This is a genomic window from Pseudomonas sp. KH_024_B2, assembly GCF_057839965.1.
Genome location: NZ_CM174502.1, coordinates 2,099,974 through 2,118,518 on the forward strand (window position 1 = coordinate 2,099,974; position 18,545 = coordinate 2,118,518).

General features: G+C 59.9%; 17 protein-coding genes. 4 read left to right on the forward strand and 13 right to left on the reverse strand.

What is annotated here, in order from left to right:
• Positions 1-144: 144 nt before the first annotated feature.
• The 8 genes from ccoP (AC3I0A_RS09835) to ccoN (AC3I0A_RS09870) form a co-directional block, all read right to left on the reverse strand.
• Entirely contained in the window at positions 145-1,122 is a 978-nt protein-coding gene (ccoP, locus tag AC3I0A_RS09835; RefSeq protein ID WP_489377528.1) for a cytochrome-c oxidase, cbb3-type subunit III, read from the reverse strand.
• Entirely contained in the window at positions 1,119-1,304 is a 186-nt protein-coding gene (locus tag AC3I0A_RS09840) for a CcoQ/FixQ family Cbb3-type cytochrome c oxidase assembly chaperone (RefSeq protein WP_003175465.1), read from the reverse strand. Before AC3I0A_RS09840 ends, ccoP (AC3I0A_RS09835) begins: the two co-directional genes overlap by 4 nt.
• Before the next feature lie 5 nt (positions 1,305-1,309).
• Positions 1,310-1,918: a cytochrome-c oxidase, cbb3-type subunit II gene (gene ccoO / locus AC3I0A_RS09845; protein ID WP_018925301.1), complete on the reverse strand. Its 609-nt coding sequence runs from the start codon at positions 1,916-1,918 to the stop codon at positions 1,310-1,312.
• On the reverse strand, positions 1,918-3,360 hold the full coding sequence (ccoN, locus tag AC3I0A_RS09850; protein ID WP_489377529.1) for a cytochrome-c oxidase, cbb3-type subunit I: 1,443 nt from the start codon (positions 3,358-3,360) through the stop codon (positions 1,918-1,920). The genes ccoO (AC3I0A_RS09845) and ccoN (AC3I0A_RS09850) overlap by 1 nt, the downstream gene beginning before the upstream one ends.
• Positions 3,361-3,832: 472 nt before the next feature.
• On the reverse strand, positions 3,833-4,783 hold the full coding sequence (gene ccoP, locus AC3I0A_RS09855; protein ID WP_489377530.1) for a cytochrome-c oxidase, cbb3-type subunit III: 951 nt from the start codon (positions 4,781-4,783) through the stop codon (positions 3,833-3,835).
• A complete protein-coding gene (locus AC3I0A_RS09860; protein ID WP_489377531.1) occupies positions 4,780-4,980 on the reverse strand; it encodes a cbb3-type cytochrome oxidase subunit 3 in 201 nt (66 codons plus the stop codon). The genes ccoP (AC3I0A_RS09855) and AC3I0A_RS09860 overlap by 4 nt, the downstream gene beginning before the upstream one ends.
• 3 nt (positions 4,981-4,983) lie before the next feature.
• Complete coding sequence (ccoO, locus tag AC3I0A_RS09865) at positions 4,984-5,592, reverse strand: cytochrome-c oxidase, cbb3-type subunit II (protein WP_489377532.1); 609 nt, start codon at positions 5,590-5,592, stop codon at positions 4,984-4,986.
• A 10-nt stretch (positions 5,593-5,602) separates the two neighbouring features.
• Complete coding sequence (ccoN, locus tag AC3I0A_RS09870; RefSeq protein WP_489377533.1) at positions 5,603-7,027, reverse strand: cytochrome-c oxidase, cbb3-type subunit I; 1,425 nt, start codon at positions 7,025-7,027, stop codon at positions 5,603-5,605.
• Between the two features lie 96 nt (positions 7,028-7,123).
• Between ccoN (AC3I0A_RS09870) and AC3I0A_RS09875 the strand changes: the two genes are divergently transcribed.
• The gene (locus tag AC3I0A_RS09875) at positions 7,124-7,801 is read left to right on the forward strand and encodes an alpha/beta family hydrolase (RefSeq protein WP_489377534.1); all 678 of its coding nucleotides are present in this window, start codon (positions 7,124-7,126) and stop codon (positions 7,799-7,801) included.
• A 203-nt stretch (positions 7,802-8,004) separates the two neighbouring features.
• Here the strand turns inward: AC3I0A_RS09875 and AC3I0A_RS09880 are convergent, their stop codons facing one another.
• The 3 genes from AC3I0A_RS09880 to acnA all read right to left on the reverse strand — a co-directional run bounded on the left by AC3I0A_RS09880 (position 8,005) and on the right by acnA (position 13,413).
• Positions 8,005-9,570, reverse strand: coding sequence for a methyl-accepting chemotaxis protein (locus AC3I0A_RS09880; protein WP_489377535.1), 1,566 nt, complete (start codon positions 9,568-9,570; stop codon positions 8,005-8,007).
• Between the two features lie 82 nt (positions 9,571-9,652).
• Positions 9,653-10,441, reverse strand: a complete 789-nt coding sequence (locus AC3I0A_RS09885) for a CPBP family intramembrane glutamic endopeptidase (protein ID WP_489377537.1) — start codon at positions 10,439-10,441, stop codon at positions 9,653-9,655.
• 230 nt (positions 10,442-10,671) lie between these two features.
• Complete coding sequence (gene acnA, locus AC3I0A_RS09890) at positions 10,672-13,413, reverse strand: aconitate hydratase AcnA (RefSeq protein ID WP_489377539.1); 2,742 nt, start codon at positions 13,411-13,413, stop codon at positions 10,672-10,674.
• Between the two features lie 222 nt (positions 13,414-13,635).
• Here acnA and rlmM point away from each other — a divergent pair, with 222 nt between their 5' ends.
• Positions 13,636-14,709 carry a 23S rRNA (cytidine(2498)-2'-O)-methyltransferase RlmM gene (gene rlmM / locus AC3I0A_RS09895; RefSeq protein ID WP_489377540.1) on the forward strand — a complete coding sequence of 358 codons (1,074 nt, stop codon included), beginning with the start codon at positions 13,636-13,638 and terminating at the stop codon, positions 14,707-14,709.
• A 179-nt stretch (positions 14,710-14,888) separates the two neighbouring features.
• Positions 14,889-15,140: a sulfurtransferase TusA gene (gene tusA, locus AC3I0A_RS09900; protein WP_489377541.1), complete on the forward strand. Its 252-nt coding sequence runs from the start codon at positions 14,889-14,891 to the stop codon at positions 15,138-15,140.
• Here the strand turns inward: tusA and AC3I0A_RS09905 are convergent.
• The gene (locus tag AC3I0A_RS09905) at positions 15,137-16,546 is read right to left on the reverse strand and encodes an MATE family efflux transporter (protein ID WP_489377542.1); all 1,410 of its coding nucleotides are present in this window, start codon (positions 16,544-16,546) and stop codon (positions 15,137-15,139) included. The two genes, tusA and AC3I0A_RS09905, sit on opposite strands and share 4 nt — an antisense overlap.
• Positions 16,547-16,893: 347 nt before the next feature.
• Between AC3I0A_RS09905 and pdxB the strand changes: the two genes are divergently transcribed.
• Positions 16,894-18,042 (forward strand): 4-phosphoerythronate dehydrogenase PdxB, encoded by a 1,149-nt coding sequence (pdxB, locus tag AC3I0A_RS09910; protein WP_489377544.1) that lies wholly within the window; start codon positions 16,894-16,896, stop codon positions 18,040-18,042.
• Between the two features lie 161 nt (positions 18,043-18,203).
• Here the strand turns inward: pdxB and AC3I0A_RS09915 are convergent, their stop codons facing one another.
• The gene (locus AC3I0A_RS09915; RefSeq protein ID WP_489377545.1) at positions 18,204-18,383 is read right to left on the reverse strand and encodes a PA1571 family protein; all 180 of its coding nucleotides are present in this window, start codon (positions 18,381-18,383) and stop codon (positions 18,204-18,206) included.
• Between the last annotated feature and the right edge of the window lie 162 nt (positions 18,384-18,545).

Sequence of the window (18,545 nt, forward strand, 5' to 3'; positions counted from 1 at the left end):
CGTTACTACTAACGTCCTCGGGTGCGCAATGAAAAATGTAGCAATGTAGATATATGGCTGGGTTGAATCATCTTTGCGCAAAACAAAACGGCCCCGCCAATCTTCATTGGCGGGGCCGTTTGTTGTTGCGATCAAGCCTTTGCCTTACTTGGCGTCAGCAGCCTTTTCCCCGTGGGACAGGCTGTAAACGTAAGCGGCCAGCAGGTGAACCTTGTCGTTCCCTTGCAGTTGCTCCTGAGCAGGCATCTGACCCTGACGGCCGTGACGGATGGTCTGCTGCAGTTGAGCGAAGCTCGAACCGTAGATGAACCCGGCCGGGTGGGTCAGGTCAGGGGCGCCCATGGCTGGCGTACCTTTGCCCGCCGGACCGTGGCACGCCACGCAGTTGGCGGCGAACAGTTTCTGACCGGCAACCGGGTCAGCCTTGGCGCCTTCCGGCAGCTTGCGGCCATCGAGGTTGGTCAGCACGTAAGCGGCAACGTCGCTGACGCCTTGCTCGCCGATCACTTCAGCCCATGCCGGCATCACCGCGTGACGACCGCCCATGATGGAGGTCTTGATGGTTTGCGCCTCGCCGCCCCAGCGCCAGTCGGCGTCGGTCAGGTTAGGGAAACCATAAGCACCTTTGGCGTCGGAGCCGTGGCAGACCGAGCAGTTGGAGGCGAACAGACGGCCACCCATCTTCAAGGCTTGTGGGTCTTTGGCAACTTCTTCAATGGGCATGGAAGCGAACTTGGCGAAGATCGGGCCGAACTTGGCGTCCGACCTGGCCATTTCCTTTTCCCACTCGTGAACGCCGGTCCAGCCGGTCTTGCCGTTGGCGAACGCGGTCTGCTTCTCGTTATCGAGGTAGTTGTAACCCGGCAGCAGGCCTTTCCAGTTACCCAGGCCCGGGTACAGCACCAGATAGCCCAGGGCGAAGATGATGGTGCCGACGAACAGCATGAACCACCATTTCGGCAATGGGTTGTCGTACTCCTCGATCCCGTCGAAGGAGTGGCCAACAGTCTCTTCGGTGGCTTCGCTGCGCTGGCCCTTGCGGGTGGACAGCAGCAGCCAGGTCAGGGCGAAGATGGTACCCAGACTGAGGACTGTGACGTACAGACTCCAGAACGTAGTCATTCTTTGTTACTCCTAGAAGCTTGCTCGACGTGCTTGATGGCTTCGGGATCATCCGCGAAAGGCAGCAAGGTCGCGTCTTCAAACTCGGATTTGCGCTTGGGGCTGAATACCCACAAGGCCAGACCGATAAAGGCAACCATCACGACAACGGTGCCCAGGCCACGAATCATCCCGATATCCATCTAAATCACCGTTTGCTTTTGATGATGGTGCCCAGGCCTTGCAGATAGGCCACCAGCGCGTCCATTTCGGTTTTGCCCTTCACAGCATCCTTGGCGCCGGCGATGTCTTCGTCGGTGTAAGGGACGCCGAGCGTGCGCAAGACTTCCATTTTCTTCGCGGTGTCTTTGCCGTCGAGCTTGTTTTCCACGAGGAACGGGTAAGCCGGCATTTTCGACTCGGGCACTACGTTGCGCGGGTTGTACAAGTGCGCGCGCTGCCAGTCATCGGAGTAACGACCGCCGACTCGGGCCAGGTCCGGACCGGTACGCTTGGAACCCCACAGGAACGGGTGGTCCCAGACGCTTTCACCGGCTACCGAGTAGTGACCATAACGTTCGGTTTCAGCGCGGAACGGACGGATCATCTGCGAGTGGCAGCCGACACAACCGTTGGCGATGTAAATGTCGCGGCCTTCCAGTTCAAGGGCGGTGCGAGGCTTCATGCCCTCGACCGGCTTGTTGGTGACGTCCTGGAAAAACAGCGGAACGATCTGGGTCAGGCCGCCGATGCTGACGGCGATGACCATGAAGAAGGCCAGCAGGCCAATATTCTTCTCGACTGCTTCATGCTTCATCAGTGAGCTCCAACTACAGCAATCTGAGCGGCGGCTTCGGCTTCAGCCGGGTTCGAGGCACGTACGGTACGCCATACGTTGTAGGCCATGAACAGCATGCCGCTGGCAAAGAACGCACCGCCCAGGGCGCGAACGATGAAACCAGGGTGGCTGGCTTGCAGCGCTTCGACGAACGAGTAGGTGAGGGTGCCGTCGTCGTTGATTGCACGCCACATCAGACCCTGGGTGATGCCGTTGACCCACATCGAAGCGATGTAGAGCACGGTACCGATGGTCGCGAGCCAGAAGTGCGTGTTGATCAGGCCGATGCTGTGCATCTGCGCACGACCGAAGAGTTTCGGGATCATGTGGTAGATGGCGCCGATCGAGATCATCGCAACCCAGCCCAACGCACCGGCGTGTACGTGGCCGATGGTCCAGTCAGTGTAGTGAGACAGCGAGTTGACGGTCTTGATGGCCATCATCGGGCCTTCGAAGGTCGACATGCCGTAGAACGCCAGGGAGACCACCAGGAAACGCAGGATCGGGTCGGTGCGCAGCTTATGCCAGGCGCCCGACAGGGTCATCATGCCGTTGATCATGCCGCCCCAGCTTGGCGCCAGCAGGATGATCGACATCGCCATGCCCAGCGACTGTGCCCAGTCCGGCAGTGCGGTGTAGTGCAAGTGGTGCGGACCGGCCCAGATATACAAGGTGATCAGTGCCCAGAAGTGCACGATCGACAGACGATAGGAGTAGATCGGACGCTCGGCCTGCTTCGGTACGAAGTAGTACATCATCCCGAGGAAACCGGTGGTCAGGAAGAAGCCCACGGCGTTGTGGCCGTACCACCACTGGATCATTGCGTCAGTCGCACCGGCGTAGGCCGAGTAGGACTTGAAGAAGCTGACCGGCAGGGAAGCGTGGTTGACGATGTGCAGCATCGCGGTCACGACAATGAAGGCACCGTAGAACCAGTTACCGACATAGATGTGCTTGGTCTTGCGCTTGACGATGGTGCCGAAGAACACCAGACCGTAGGTGACCCAGACGATGGCCAGCAGGATAGCCAGAGGCCATTCCAGTTCCGCGTATTCCTTGGTGGTGGTGAAACCCATCGGCAAGGTAACGATCGCGCCGACGATCACCGCTTGCCAACCCCAGAAGGTGAAGGCCGCGAGGCTGTCGGAAATCAGTCGCGTTTGGCAGGTTCGCTGCACGACGTAATAAGAAGTGGCAAACAGGGCACAACCACCGAAGGCAAAAATCACCAGGTTGGTGTGCAACGGGCGCAGGCGTCCAAAGCTCGTCCATGCCAGACCGAAGTTCAACTCCGGCCAGACCAGTTGCGAGGCGATGAAGACACCGAGCCCCATGCCAAGGATCCCCCAGACCACCGTCATGATGGCGAACTGGCGGACTACCTTATAGTTATAAGCAGTCGGACTGATTGCTGTGCTCATTCTAAGGTTCCACGGTTTGGGTGTTTTATTAGGAGTAAAAATCGGCCGCAAGTATGGAGAAAGCAGGGTGTCATTGCAACGCGCCATGACCTGGGTCAATGCTTCCCGAAGCTGATTCTGCGGCCTTTCCATGCGCCGCGTAAGGACAAAAATGCCCCCGGACAAAATGTCGCAGGGCGAGGGGGACAGGTTAGATGTAACTGGGTGTGTTGAAACGAGGAGATCAGGTGGCAGGCGGTTACTTGCACGACAGCCGGTATAAACCAGCCTTTGCGGCCTGTCATCGAGCAGAATCGTCGAACCCATCGGTTACAGTTGGCCTGTGACCGACAGCTGCCAGTCCACTAACGGGCAAGCTTAGACCTGAATCCCGGGATCGGGAAGACGGACCTTTGGAGGGTGCGACACTTGGTCGCGTAGAGGCAGGGAACTGCCGCATCCTGAGCGGATGCGACAGCGAAACAGTTACCGGTCAGTCGCTTTTGCTGACAGCGCGCTCCTTTTCATCAGTGCTGTGGGACAGGCTGAACACATAGGCCGCCAGCAGCTGCACCTTGTCATTGCCGAGCAACTCGGTCTGCGCCGGCATATGGCCTTGGCGGCCATGGCGAATGGTCTGCTGCAGCTGCGCCAGGCTGGTGCCGTAGATAAAACCGCCCGGTTGCGTCAGGTTCGGTGCGCCCATGGCTTCGGTGCCTTGCCCGTTTGCTCCGTGACAAGCTACGCAGGAGGTGCTGAACACTTGCTGTCCGGCTTGCAGGTCGGCAGTACTGTCAGCCGGCAATGGCAGACCGGCCAGGCCGTGACGCACATAAGCGGCGACATTCTTCACGCCGTCTTCACCGAGGATTTCACCCCAGCCCGGCATGGCCGCCATACGACCGCCCATGATAGTGGTCTTGATCGTGTCGGCGTTGCCGCCCCAGCGCCAGTGGCTGTCGGCGAGGTTGGGGAAGCCGAACGCGCCCTTGGCATCCGAGCCATGACAAACCGCGCAGTTGGAGGCAAACAGGCGACCGCCCATCTTCAATGCTTGCGGGTCTTTGGCGACGTCTTCCAGGGGCATGGCCGCGAATTTGGCGAAGATCGGGCTGAATCTGGCGTTGGCCTTGTCCATTTCCTTTTCCCACTCATGCACACCCGTCCAGCCGTCTTCATAGCCCGGCAGGACGCCTTTCCAGTTGCCCAGACCGGGGTAGAGGATCAAATAACCCACGGCAAACACCAACGTGCCGGCGAACAGCATGAACCACCATTGCGGCAACGGATTGTCGTACTCCTCGATGCCGTCGAAGCTGTGGCCCATGGTCTGGTCGACACTGCCCTTGGTTTCGCCCTTGCGCGTACCAATCAACAGCCAGGTCAGACCGATCAGGCTGCCAATGGTCAGTACGCAGATGTACGTACTCCAGAACGTGGTCATGGCCGAATGCTCCTTGTCGCAGTTGCGTCGTTTTTAGTGTCGGGCAGCGGTTCATCGGCAAAGGGCAACAGGCGTGCTTCGGCAAATTCCGGATTGCGCCTGGCGTTGAACACCCAGAGCGACAGACCGATGAAGGCGATCATCACCACCAGCGTGCCGAGGCCGCGGATCATTCCACTATCGAGTTCAAAACCCATGGCTCACCTCTTGCTCTTGATCGCAGTGCCAAGCACTTGCAGGTAAGCGACCAGCGCGTCCATCTCGGTCTTGCCCTTGAGCGTCTCGGTGGCGCCGACAATATCGGCGTCGGTGTAGGGCACGCCGAGGGTACGCATGGCGCGCAGCTTGGTTTCGGTGTGGCTGCTGTCGAGCTGATTGGCTACCAGCCATGGATAAGCGGGCATCTTCGACTCCGGCACGACGTTGCGCGGGTTATACAAATGCGCGCGGTGCCAGTCTTCGGAGTAACGGCCGCCGACCCGGGCCAGGTCCGGACCGGTGCGCTTGGAGCCCCAGAGGAACGGGTGATCCCAGACGCTTTCCCCGGCTACCGAGTAGTGGCCGTAGCGTTCGGTCTCGGCGCGGAACGGACGGATCATCTGCGAGTGGCAACCGACGCAGCCTTCGCGGATATAGATGTCGCGACCTTCCAGCTGCAGCGCGGTGTAGGGCTTCATGCCTTCGACCGGTTTGTTGGTCACGTCCTGAAAGAACAGTGGGACGATCTGGGTCAGGCCGCCGATGCTGACGGCCAACACCATCAACAGCAGTAGCAGGCCGACGTTTTTCTCGATTGTTTCGTGTTTCATGGCGGACTCCTCAGGCCATCTGCGCCGCGGCGGCGACTTCGGCAGGCTCGGCAGCGCGAACGGTGCGCCAGGTGTTGTAGGCCATCAGCAACATGCCGCTGAAGAAGATCGCGCCGCCTACCAGTCGCACGACGAAGCCTGGATGGCTGGCCACCAGGGTTTCGACGAAGGAGTAGGTCAGCGTGCCGTCTTCATTGACTGCGCGCCACATCAAGCCCTGAGCGATACCGTTGACCCACATCGAGGCGATGTACAAAACAGTGCCGATGGTGGCGAGCCAGAAGTGCGCATTGATCAGGCCGATGCTGTGCATGGCCGGACGGCCGAAGATTTTCGGGATCATGTGGTACAGCGCGCCGATCGAGATCATCGCCACCCAGCCCAGAGCGCCGGCGTGAACGTGGCCAATGGTCCAGTCGGTGTAGTGAGACAGCGCGTTGACCGTTTTGATCGCCATCATCGGACCTTCGAAGGTCGACATGCCGTAGAACGCCAGCGAGACCACCAGGAAGCGCAGGATCGGGTCGCTGCGCAACTTATGCCAGGCGCCGGAGAGGGTCATCATGCCGTTGATCATCCCGCCCCAGCTCGGTGCCAGCAGGATCAGCGACATCACCATGCCCAGCGACTGCGCCCAGTCCGGTAGCGCGGTGTAGTGCAAGTGGTGGGGACCGGCCCAGATGTACAGGGTGATCAGCGCCCAGAAATGCACGATCGACAGGCGATAGGAATACACCGGGCGTTCGGCCTGTTTCGGCACGAAGTAGTACATCATCCCGAGGAAACCGGCAGTCAGGAAGAAGCCTACGGCGTTATGGCCGTACCACCATTGCACCATGGCGTCGGTCGCCCCGGCGTACACCGAGTAGGACTTGGTCAGGCTGACCGGCAATTCCAGGTTGTTGACGATGTGCAGGATCGCCACGGTGATGATAAATCCACCGAAGAACCAGTTACCGACGTAGATGTGTTTGGTCTTGCGCTGCATGATCGTGCCGAAGAACACGATGGCGTAGGCGACCCAGACGATGGTGATCAGGATATCGATCGGCCATTCCAGCTCGGCGTATTCCTTGGAACTGGTGTAGCCCAGCGGCAAGCTGATCGCCGCCAGCAGGATCACCAGTTGCCAGCCCCAGAAGCAGAACGCGGCAATTGCGGGAGCAAACAAGCGGGTCTGGCAAGTACGTTGCACCGAATAGAAAGAACTGGCGAACAAGGCGCAGCCGCCAAAAGCGAAGATCACCGCATTGGTGTGCAGCGGGCGCAGGCGACCGAAGCTGGTCCAGGGCAGATTGAAGTTGAGTTCGGGCCAGACCAATTGGGCAGCGAGAAAAACCCCGAGCCCCATGCCGACGATGCCCCACACCACCGTCATAATGGCGAATTGGCGGACCACCTTGTAGTTGTAGGCGGTACTGATAGAAGTGTTCATGGTTCCCCATCCACGGTTCAGCCGAAGTGAGGGCGTTTGCGCAAGGCAGACAGCCCCTTTGACTGGAGTTATAGGCAGACTAAAAGCGAGGCAAGCATGGACAAAGAGCACAAGGCCAGTATTGACGGGGATCAATGGGCGCAGTGTGTGCGCGATCATGGATGGCTGTGGAATGCCGCCTCGGTGCCGGCATCGGCGACGCTGATACTCGCCCATGGCGCCGGTGCTCCGATGGACAGCGGCTGGATGAACGACATGGCTGTACGCCTCGCCGATCAAGGCGTCAACGTGCTGCGCTTCGAGTTTCCGTACATGGCGCAACGGCGTGTCGATGGCGGTAAACGTCCACCGAACCCGGCGCCTAAACTGCTGGAATGCTGGCGTGAGGTGTATGCCGTGGTGCGACGCCATGTCGCTGGGCGTCTGGCCATTGGCGGCAAGTCCATGGGCGGGCGCATGGCCAGTCTTTTAGCTGATGAGCTGGAAGCGGATGCGCTGGTGTGCCTCGGTTATCCGTTTTATGCCGTCGGCAAACCGGAGAAACCTCGGGTCGAACATTTGGCTGCGCTAATGACGCGGACGTTGATCGTTCAGGGCGAGCGGGATGCGTTGGGCAGTCGGGCGGCGGTTGAGGCTTACACGTTGTCACCGAACATCGAGATGTTCTGGCTGGTGGCGGGGGATCATGATTTGAAGCCGTTGAAGGCTTCGGGGTTTAGCCATGAGCAGCATTTGGCGGTAGCGGCACAGCAGGTTGTGTCACTCCTTCAGTGATGTTTGCTGTGCTGCATAGGGCCTCTTCGCGGGCAAGCCCGCTCCCACAGGGTTTCGTGTCGATCACAAAATCAAGCCACACCGCAGTTCACTGTGGGAGCGGGCTTGCCCGCGATGGCGGCCTCACAGGCAACAAATTTTCGGAGGGATAATAAAAAACCCGGAAGTTTTCACCTCCCGGGTTTTTGTCCTTCCAGCAGCAATCAGCGGTTAAACCGCTCCACCAATGAATACTGGGTATTCGCGGTCTTGGTCAGCTCTTCACTCAGCAGCGCCGAGTGCTGAGCCTGTTCCGAAGTCTGATCGGCAAGCTGTGAAATGTTGCTGATATTGCGGCTGATTTCTTCGGCGACTGCGCTTTGTTCTTCGGTAGCAGCGGCGATCTGGGTGGTCATGTCGGTGATGTTGGCCACCGCTTCGCTGATGCCCACCAGCGCCTTGTCGGCCTCGAGTACCCGCGCTACACCTTCTTCGGCCTGGCGATGGCCAGCGTCCATGGTTTGCACGGCGGTGCTGGCGGTCTGCTGCAGCTTGGCGATCAGGCTGTGGATCTGCCCGGTGGACTCGCTGGTGCGTTGCGCCAGTTGCCGTACTTCATCGGCAACCACCGCGAAACCGCGACCCATTTCCCCGGCGCGAGCCGCTTCGATGGCGGCGTTCAAGGCCAGCAGGTTGGTCTGGTCGGCGATGCCTTTGATCACATCCACCACACCGCCGATTTCGTCGCTGTCCTTGGCCAGTTGGGTCACCGTGGCGCCCGTCTCACCGACCACCATCGACAGACGCTGGATGGCTTCGCGGGTTTCGCCGGCGATGTCGCGACCGCGACGGGTCAGGCGATTGGCTTCCTGTGTAGCGTCGGCGGTGCGCTGGACGTGGCTGGCGACTTCCTGAGTGGTGGCAGCCATCTGGTTCACAGCGGTTGCCACTTGCTCGGTCTCGACCCGCTGGCGCTCAAGCCCGGAGGAGCTCTTATGGGCCAGGGTGTCGGATTGGCGGGCTTGTTCGTTCAGATGCTCGGCGGTGTCCTGCAGACGGGTCAGGCAGGTTTTCAGGCGTGCTTCCTGGCTGAGAATGGACATCTCCAGGCGTGCCTGAGCACCGCGGCTGTCGGTGTACATTTGCGCGATCAGCGGGTCCGAGGTGGTTTGCTCCGCCAGGCGCAGCAAGCGCTTGAGGCCACGTTGTTGCCAGCTCAAACCCATCAAGCCCAACGGCACCGAGAGCCCGGCGGCCAGGGCAAACCCCCATTGCGAGTTAAGCGTGGCGCCAATCATGAAACTCAGCTGGCTGACCAGAATGAACGGCAGCCAATCCTGCAGCACCGGCAGCCATTTATCGGAAGAAGGAACCGCCGACTTGCCTTGGTTGATGCGTTGGTAGAGCGCTTCGGCGCGACGGATCTGTTCGGCGGTGGGTTTGACCCGCACCGACTCGTAACCGACCACCTGATTGCCTTCGAAAACCGGCGTGACATAGGCGTTGACCCAGTAGTGGTCACCGGTTTTACAGCGATTCTTGACAATGCCCATCCATGGCAAGCCTTGTTTCAGAGTGTCCCACATGTGCGCAAACACCGCCGCCGGGACATCCGGATGACGTACGAGATTGTGCGGTGCACGGACCAGTTCTTCACGGGAATAACCACTGACTTCAACGAACGCATCGTTGCAGTAGGTGATCAAGCCTTTGGCATCGGTGGTGGAAATCAACCGTTGCTGAGCCGGGAAGGTACGTTCGCGTTGTGTGATGGGCTGGTTATTACGCATGGCTTTTTCAATCCGCAAGGCTTTGACAGTTTGTCGGCCGTGGCGGGGGTTTATTAAGTTTTTTTTACTTCTGCAAAAAGCACTACGCAAGCATCGGGTAGGTGAACAGAGCGAAGTGCAGCAGGTTCAGCCCGAAATGGGTGGCAATCGCCGCCGCCAGCCCGCCAAAACGATACGCCAGGCCGTAGCCAGCCCCGGCAATACCAGCCAGCAATACCCATTGCCAGCCAGCGCCAAAATGCGCCAGGCCGAAAAGTAATGCCGCGCACATCAGGGCAAGATTTTCGCCATAGGGCAGCCGTTTGAAGCGCCGACTCAAGCCGCCCTGAATATAGCCCCGGAACAAGGCTTCCTCGACCAGGGACACCAGCAGCAGGTTATTGAATACCCACAGCCAGGCCTGGGGTGGCCACTTGGGGTCCCAATGGATAATGCCCAGCAACACGGCGCCGCCGAGAGCGACCAGTGCACTCAGGGGCAAGGCCAGGGCGCTCGCGTACAGCGAAAGGCGCAGAGGGCGCCTGCCGACAATCCAGGGGCACACCAGCAACAGCCAGAAGCCAATCAGCGGTTTGTCCAGATTGAGGTACATCGAGAACGGCACGGCATCATCGGTGAACACCTGCGGGCCGATGACGCCGCCATTGTAGAAGCCCGGTAGCCGGTGCATCGCCAGCGCGAGGGCCAGTACCACGAACAAGCCGTGACCGAGATAGCGGCCATAACGGCTCTTTTGCTGGCGCACGGCAAAACCGGCGAGCAGCAGCAAGGCGATGGTGATCAGCGCTTGCACTTCCAGTTGTCCGGCGAATAGTGCAAGGCTGTAGCCAATGGAGAGGAGTGCCAGATATATCCATGGCAGTGCAGTCATGTGAAGTCCTTGTGCTTGAGGGAGCTTTTGTGGCGAGGGGCTTACCCCCAATGCCCTGTAGGAGCGAGCTTGCTCGCGATGGACGTTAACGATAACGCGTGTTTTCTGAATAAACGCGTTGTCCTTGAGTCCATCGCGAGCAAGCTCGCTCCTACAGTTTGAAGGGCGCAATTATCTACCCGCCAGCCAAACGAAAACACCGCCCGAAGGCGGTGTTCTGTTTCAGCTCCTTACGACGCAATCAACTGCCGCAACACGTAATGCAGAATCCCTCCTGCCTTGAAGTACTCGACTTCATTCAATGTGTCGATCCGGCATAGCACTTCGACCTTCTCGCTGCTGCCGTCTTCGCGGGTGATCACCACGCTGAGATTCATCCGCGGTTGCAACGCGACCCCGGTCAGGCCCCGAATATCCAGAGTTTCCTTTCCGGTCAGTTTCAGGCTCTTGCGGTTCTGATCGAGCTTGAACTGCAATGGCAGCACGCCCATGCCCACCAGGTTGGAGCGGTGAATGCGCTCGAAACTCTCGGCGATCACCGCTTTGACGCCCAGCAGATTGGTGCCCTTGGCCGCCCAGTCGCGGCTCGAGCCGGTGCCGTATTCTTGCCCCGCAATCACCACCAGCGGGGTGCCGGCAGCCTGATAACGCATGGCCGCATCGTAGATGGGCAGTTTCTCGCCGGTGGGAATGTAAAGGGTGTTGCCGCCTTCTTCGCCGCCGAGCATTTCGTTGCGGATGCGGATGTTGGCGAAGGTGCCGCGCATCATCACTTCATGGTTGCCGCGGCGTGAGCCGTAGGAGTTGAAGTCTCTCGGTTCCACACCCAGTCCGCGCAGGTAGCTGCCGGCCGGGCTATCGGACTTGATGTTGCCGGCAGGGGAGATGTGGTCGGTGGTCACCGAGTCGCCGAGCAGCGCCAACACTCGGGCGCCCTTGATGTCTGCGATCACCGGCAAAGGGCCGGCGATGTCGTCGAAGTATGGCGGGTGCTGGATATACGTAGAGTCTTGCTGCCAGACATAGGTCGCTGCTTGCGGGACTTCGATGGCTTGCCACTGGTCGTCACCGGCAAACACTTCGGCGTATTCCTTGTGGAACATTTTGGTGCTGACCTGGGTCACCGCGTCGGCGATTTCCTTACTGGTGGGCCAGATGTCCCGCAAGTACACCGGCTGGCCATCCGTGCCGACACCCAGCGAGTGGCTGCTGATGTCGATCCGCACGCTGCCGGCCAGGGCATAGGCCACCACCAGCGGCGGCGACGCCAGCCAGTTGGTTTTCACCAGCGGATGGACACGGCCCTCGAAGTTACGGTTGCCGGACAATACCGAGGCGACGGTCAGATCCGCCTGCAGGATGGCTTGTTCGATCGGCTCCGGCAAAGGCCCGGAGTTGCCGATGCAGGTGGTGCAGCCATAACCGACCAGGGCAAAACCCAGTCGATCGAGGTATTGGGTCAAGTCAGCGGCCTTGTAGTAGTCGGTGACCACTTTCGAGCCGGGTGCCAGGGACGTCTTGACCCAGGGTTTGCACGTGAGGCCTTTCTCCACGGCTTTTTTCGCCAGCAGCCCGGCCGCCATCATCACGCTGGGGTTGGAGGTGTTGGTGCAGGAGGTGATGGCGGCAATCACCACTGCGCCGTTTTTCAAGCGGTAGGTCTGGCCTTCGACGTGGTAGTCCGCTTCGCCGATCAGATCGGCGCTGCCCACCGCGACACCGCCACCGCCTTCGCTTTCCAGGCGGCCTTCATCCTTACTGGTGGGTTTGAATTGCAGACCGAGAAAGTCGTCGAAAGCCTTGCCGACATTCGGCAGCGAGACCCGGTCTTGTGGGCGTTTCGGCCCGGCCAGACTGGCTTCGACGCTGCTCAAATCGAGCGCCAGGCTATCGGTGAAGAGCGGTTCTTTGCCGGGCAAGCGCCACAGGCCTTGAGCCTTGCTGTAGGCCTCCACCAGTTTCACCGTTTCAGTCGAGCGCCCGGACAAGCGCAGGTAGTCCAGGGTGATGTCATCGACCGGGAAAAATCCGCAGGTAGCGCCGTATTCCGGGGCCATGTTGGCGATGGTCGCGCGGTCCGCCAATGGCAAGTCGGCGAGGCCGTCGCCATAGAACTCGACGAATTTGCCGACCACGCCTTTCATGCGCAGCATCTGCGTGACGGTCAGCACCAGGTCGGTGGCGGTGATGCCTTCCTTGAGCTTGCCGATCAGCTTGAAGCCGATCACTTCCGGAATCAGCATCGACACCGGTTGGCCAAGCATGGCCGCTTCCGCTTCGATACCGCCAACGCCCCAGCCGAGGATACCGAGGCCGTTGATCATGGTGGTGTGGGAATCGGTACCGACCAAGGTGTCCGGGAAGGCATAAGTGCGGCCGTCTTCGTCTTTGGTCCAGACTGTGCGGCCGAGGTATTCGAGGTTGACCTGGTGACAGATGCCGGTGCCCGGTGGCACCACGCTGAAATTGTCGAAGGCGTTCTGGCCCCAACGCAGGAAGGCATAACGTTCGCCGTTGCGCTGCATTTCGATGTCAACGTTCTCTCCAAAGGCGCTTGGGCTGGCGAACTTGTCGACCATCACCGAGTGGTCGATCACCAGATCCACCGGTGACAGCGGGTTGATCCGCTGCGGATCGCCGCCAGCCTTGGCCATGGCGGCGCGCATGGCGGCCAGGTCGACCACTGCGGGGACGCCGGTGAAGTCTTGCATCAGCACCCGTGCCGGACGGTACTGGATTTCCCGGTCGGAGCGGCGCTCCTTGAGCCAGGCCGCGAGAGCCTTGAGGTCGGCGCCGGTGACGGTTTTTTCGTCTTCCCAGCGCAGCAGGTTTTCCAGCAGGACTTTCAACGACATCGGCAACCGGTCGAGGTCGCCGAGGGATCTGGCGGCTTCCGGGAGGCTGAAGTAGTGGTAGGTCTTGTCGTCGACCTTTAATGTTTTAAGAGTTTTCAGGCTATCGAGGGACGGCATTGAAGGGCTCCTTTTAGTCCGCACGGCGACGGACCTGACGGGACAGGCAGAGCCTTAAACCTAGCTCTGATTGGGGGATCTGGCTAATAACCGGACTCTATGGACACGTCCAGGGTTGCGAACTCGGCTATCATGCGCCGGTTTTCGTGACAGGCTTTGCTTCAGAGCAAGCCTGGGCGTCGCGCAGTGGCTGAATTCTTCGCCAGCTGCCCAGGAGTATTAATGAACACCCTCTTTATGCATTGCCGGCCGGGCTTCGAAGGCGAAGTCTGTTCCGAGATATCCGAACACGCCGCGCGTCTGAATGTGGCCGGATATGCCAAGGCCAAGACTGGCAGCGCCTGCGCCGAGTTTGTCTGCACCGAAGACGACGGCGCCGAACGGCTGATGCGCGGTCAGCGTTTTGCCGAGCTGATCTTCCCGCGCCAATGGGCGCGGGGCATGTTTATCGACTTGCCGGAAACTGACCGCATCAGCGTGATCCTTGCCCAAATGGCGGCGTTCCCGACCTGCGGCAGCCTGTGGCTGGAAGTAGTGGACACCAACGACGGCAAGGAGCTGTCGAATTTCTGCAAGAAGTTCGAAGGCCCGCTGCGCAAGGCGCTGACCAACGCCGGCAAGCTGGTGGAAGACGCCAGCAAGCCGCGCTTGCTGCTGACCTTTAAAAGCGGTCGCGAAGTGTTTCTCGGTCTGGCTGAGAGCAACAACTCGGCGATGTGGCCGATGGGCATTCCACGCTTGAAGTTCCCCCGTGAAGCGCCAAGCCGGTCGACGCTGAAGCTGGAAGAGGCCTGGCATCACTTCATCCCCCGCGATCAGTGGGACGAACGTCTGCACAGCGACATGACCGGCGTCGATCTGGGGGCTGCACCGGGCGGCTGGACCTGGCAACTGGTCAATCGCGGGATGCTGGTGACCGCCATCGACAACGGCCCGATGGCCGAGAGCTTGATGGACACCGGGCTGGTTCAGCACTTGATGGCTGACGGTTTCACCTTCAAGCCCAAGCAGCCGGTGGACTGGATGGTCTGCGATATCGTCGAGAAGCCCGCACGTAACGCGGCGCTGCTGGAAACCTGGATCGGCGAGGGGCATTGCCGGGAAGCGGTGGTCAACCTGAAGTTGCCGATGAAGCAGCGCTATGCGGAAGTGAAGCGCCTGCTCGAGCGCATTGAAGAAGGTTTCAAGGAACGCGGTATTCGCGTCGACATTGGCTGTAAGCAGCTGTATCACGACCGCGAAGAAGTGACCTGCCACCTGCGGCGGTTCGATGTAAAGAAACCGAAATCCCGATAATTCACACGGACCAATGTGGGAGCGAGCTTGCTCGCGAATGCGGACTGACATTCAACATTGATGTCGACTGATACGGCCTCATCGCGAGCAAGCTCGCTCCCACAAGGGACGGCGTTAGGCAACAGATGACTGAACACCCCGCTTTGCGCGACAATGCCGGCCAGTTTCAGGAGTAAACCATGAGTGAAATGATCGATACGCCGGTGGACGGCACCCTCGACGCCACCGGCCTCAACTGCCCGGAACCGGTGATGATGCTGCACCAGCACATCCGTGACCTGGTGCCCGGCGGCCTGCTCAAGGTGATCGCTACCGATCCGTCGACCCGTCGCGATATTCCCAAGTTTTGTGTGTTTCTCGACCACGAACTGGTTGAACAGCAGGAAGAATCTGGCACCTATCTGTACTGGATTCGCAAGAAGCTCGATTAACCCGTCGAACGGCTGATCCGGATCCGTTTGCGCGCGCTGCGCGTCAGGCGGATCGACAGCATCAGCGCCGCGCAACTCAGGCCCACGATCAAGCCTTGCCACAGTCCGCTCGGGCCGCTGGCAGCGCCGAACCAGTCGGTCAGGCCGAGGGCGTAACCCACCGGCAGGCCAATCCCCCAGTAGGCGAACAGCGTCAGGATCATCGTCACCCGCGTGTCCTGATAACCGCGTAAGGCACCGGCCGCTGTCACCTGAATCGCATCCGAGAACTGGAACAACGCCGAGTAGATGATCAGCATCGACGCGACCTGAATCACCATTGGGTCAGCGGTGTAGATCGTCGCGATGTGCTCGCGCAGCAACAACATCATGCTCGCGGAAACACAGGCATAGGCCAGTGCGGTGCCCATGCCGACGCCCGCGGCAAAACGCGCTTCACGGGGCTCTTCGCGCCCCAGTGCCTGGCCGACCCGCACGGTCACGGCCATCCCCAGGGAATAGGGGATCATGAACACCAGCGAGCTGAAATTCAGGGCAATCTGATGCCCGGCGACCACGGTGGCGCCGAGGCTGCCGATCAACAGGGCGATTACCGCGAAAATGCTCGATTCAGCGAATACTGCGATGCCGATCGGCAGGCCGATGCTCAGCAGACGCTTGATCACCACCCATTGCGGGAAGTCGAAACGGCTGAACAGTTGACTCGATTGATACACTGGCGCCCAGCGGGTCCAGCCCGCCATGCCGAGCATCATCACCCACATCACGATCGCCGTGGCCCAGCCACAACCGACACCGCCCATGGCCGGTACACCGAAGTGGCCGTAGATGAACACGTAGTTGAGCGGAATATTCAACGCCAGCCCGCAGAGTCCAAGCACCATGCTCGGGCGGGTGCGGCCAAGGCCATCACTGAAGCAGCGCAGCACATGGTAGAGCGCAACCGCCGGCAACCCGGTGGCGATGCCGCGCAGGTATTCCATGCAAGGGCCGATCAGTTCGGGATCGACCTTCATGACATGCAGAACCGGCTCGGCACTGAACAGGATCAGCGTCGCCAGCAACCCGACCACCAACGCCAGCCATAATGCCTGGCGCACAATCGGGCCGATCTCGCCGTGAGTGCCGGCCCCGAAGCGCTGCGCGACTTTCGGCGTCGTCGCCAGCAGCGTGCCGGTCATCAGCAGGAACACCGGCACCCAGATCGAGTTGCCCAACGCCACCGCCGCCAGATCCCGCGGCCCGACGCGACCGGCCATGACCGCATCGACGAAGCCCATGGCGGTGGTCGCCAACTGCGCGATCATGATCGGCAAGGCCAGACCGAGCAGATTGCGCAGCTCGAGACGAACCCGGGCAGGGCGGTTGAGGGAAGTAGCAGAGGGGTTGTCAGTCACGGAATTCACAAGCGAAGCGTCCAGGGGGTTTGATGCGCAAGGCGACGCATTCTACGCCTTGACGCAATGGTCAGGAAAATTCCTGTGTTGGGGATTTGTAATCGTCAATTGGCGGTTCGGGGTGTGACGCTGACGAGGGGAGGTCAATCTCCAAAGTTGTACAAATCCTGTGTGGGAGCGAGCTTGCTCGCGAATGCGGACTGACATTCAACATTGATGTCGACTGACACGGCCTCTTCGCGAGCAAGCTCGCTCCCACATTGGATTTTCTTTGTATCAGAACCCTGTGTTTCAAAGCCTGCTGGCCCAGTACCGTGTTCTACGCCTACACTGCGGCTCCGCGAAAGGAGCCTGCCATGCTGATTGTTGCCGACGAAAATATTCCGCTGCTCGATGCCTTCTTTGAGGGCTTCGGCGAAATCCGCCGCTTGCCGGGACGCTCCATCGACCGCGCCGCCATCGAACAGGCCGATGTGCTGCTGGTGCGCTCGGTGACCAACGTCGACCGTGCACTGCTCGAAGGCAGCAACGTGCGCTTTGTCGGCACCTGCACCATCGGCACCGATCACCTGGATCTCGATTACTTCCAGCAGGCCGGTATCACCTGGTCCAGCGCTCCGGGCTGTAACGCTCGCGGCGTGGTCGACTACGTGCTTGGTAGTCTGCTGACGTTGGCGGAAATCGAAGGCACTGACCTGACCCAGCGCACCTATGGTGTGGTCGGTGCCGGTGAAGTGGGTGGTCGGTTGATCAAGGTGCTGCGTGGCCTGGGCTGGAACGTGCTGGTCTGCGATCCGCCACGGCAAGCCGCTGAAGGGGGTGATTACGTCAGCCTGGAACAGATTATCGAGCAATGCGACGTCATCAGTCTGCACACTCCGCTCAGCAAAAACAGCGATCTGCCCACTTGGCACTTGTTCGATAAAACTCGTTTGAACCAACTCAAGTCCGGCACCTGGCTGATCAATGCCAGCCGTGGTCCGGTAGTGGATAACGTGGCCCTGCGCGAAGTGCTACTGCAGCGTGAAGACCTGCAGGCAGTGCTGGATGTCTGGGAGGCCGAGCCGCAAGTCGACGTCGCCCTGGCCGATCTGTGCGTGATTGCTACCCCACATATCGCCGGTTACAGCCTCGATGGCAAACAGCGCGGTACGGCGCAGATCTATCAGGCGTTTTGCGAATATCAGGGGCGGGCGCTTCAAGTCAGTCTCGATGACTTGTTGCCCGCGCCGTGGCTGGCTGAAGTCAGCCTCAATGCCAATAGCGACCCGGCCTGGGTACTGGCCATGTTGTGCCGCGGTGTTTACGACCCGCGCCGTGACGATGCGGATTTTCGGCGCAGCCTGGTGGGCAGCGTGCAAGAGCAGCGCGCCGCGTTCGATGCCTTGCGCAAGCATTATCCGGAGCGGCGGGAGATTGATGGGTTGACGGTAAGGATCAAAGGGGAGTCGCCGGCATTGCAGCAGATCGTCGCGGCACTTGGGGCTGTATCCACTCAAGACTGAGTTGGCTTCTTCGCGGGCAAGCCCGCTCCCACAAGAACACCACCTAACCTGTGGGAGCGGGCTTGCCCGCGAATGGTCGCGCAGCGACCACCAAAACAGCAGCCATAAAAAACCCGGCATCAAGGCCGGGTCAAGAGGACATGAGGCTATGAGGCTATGTATCAGTCTTGCTTGGCAGGCTTGACCAATAGTTGCTCCACTTCGCGGCAAGCGTCCTGGATCATGTCTTCAGTGATCGGTACTTCGCGCCCTTGAGCGTCGATAATCGAGCAACCCAGAGATTGACCTGGCTGGGTGCGGATCACTTCAATTTTGTCATCGCTGCTGTGTTGCAAGGACATGGCCTGTCTCCTCATCAGGTTGTGCACCTATCTTAAAACCGCTACGTGACCACGCTGTGACAACGCCCTACAGGATCTCCAGGCGACATCGTTAGTCGAGCAGAAATACCCTTGGATTTCCAGCCAAGGGTTAGATCAATAACATCTAGGCTCTATTCTGAG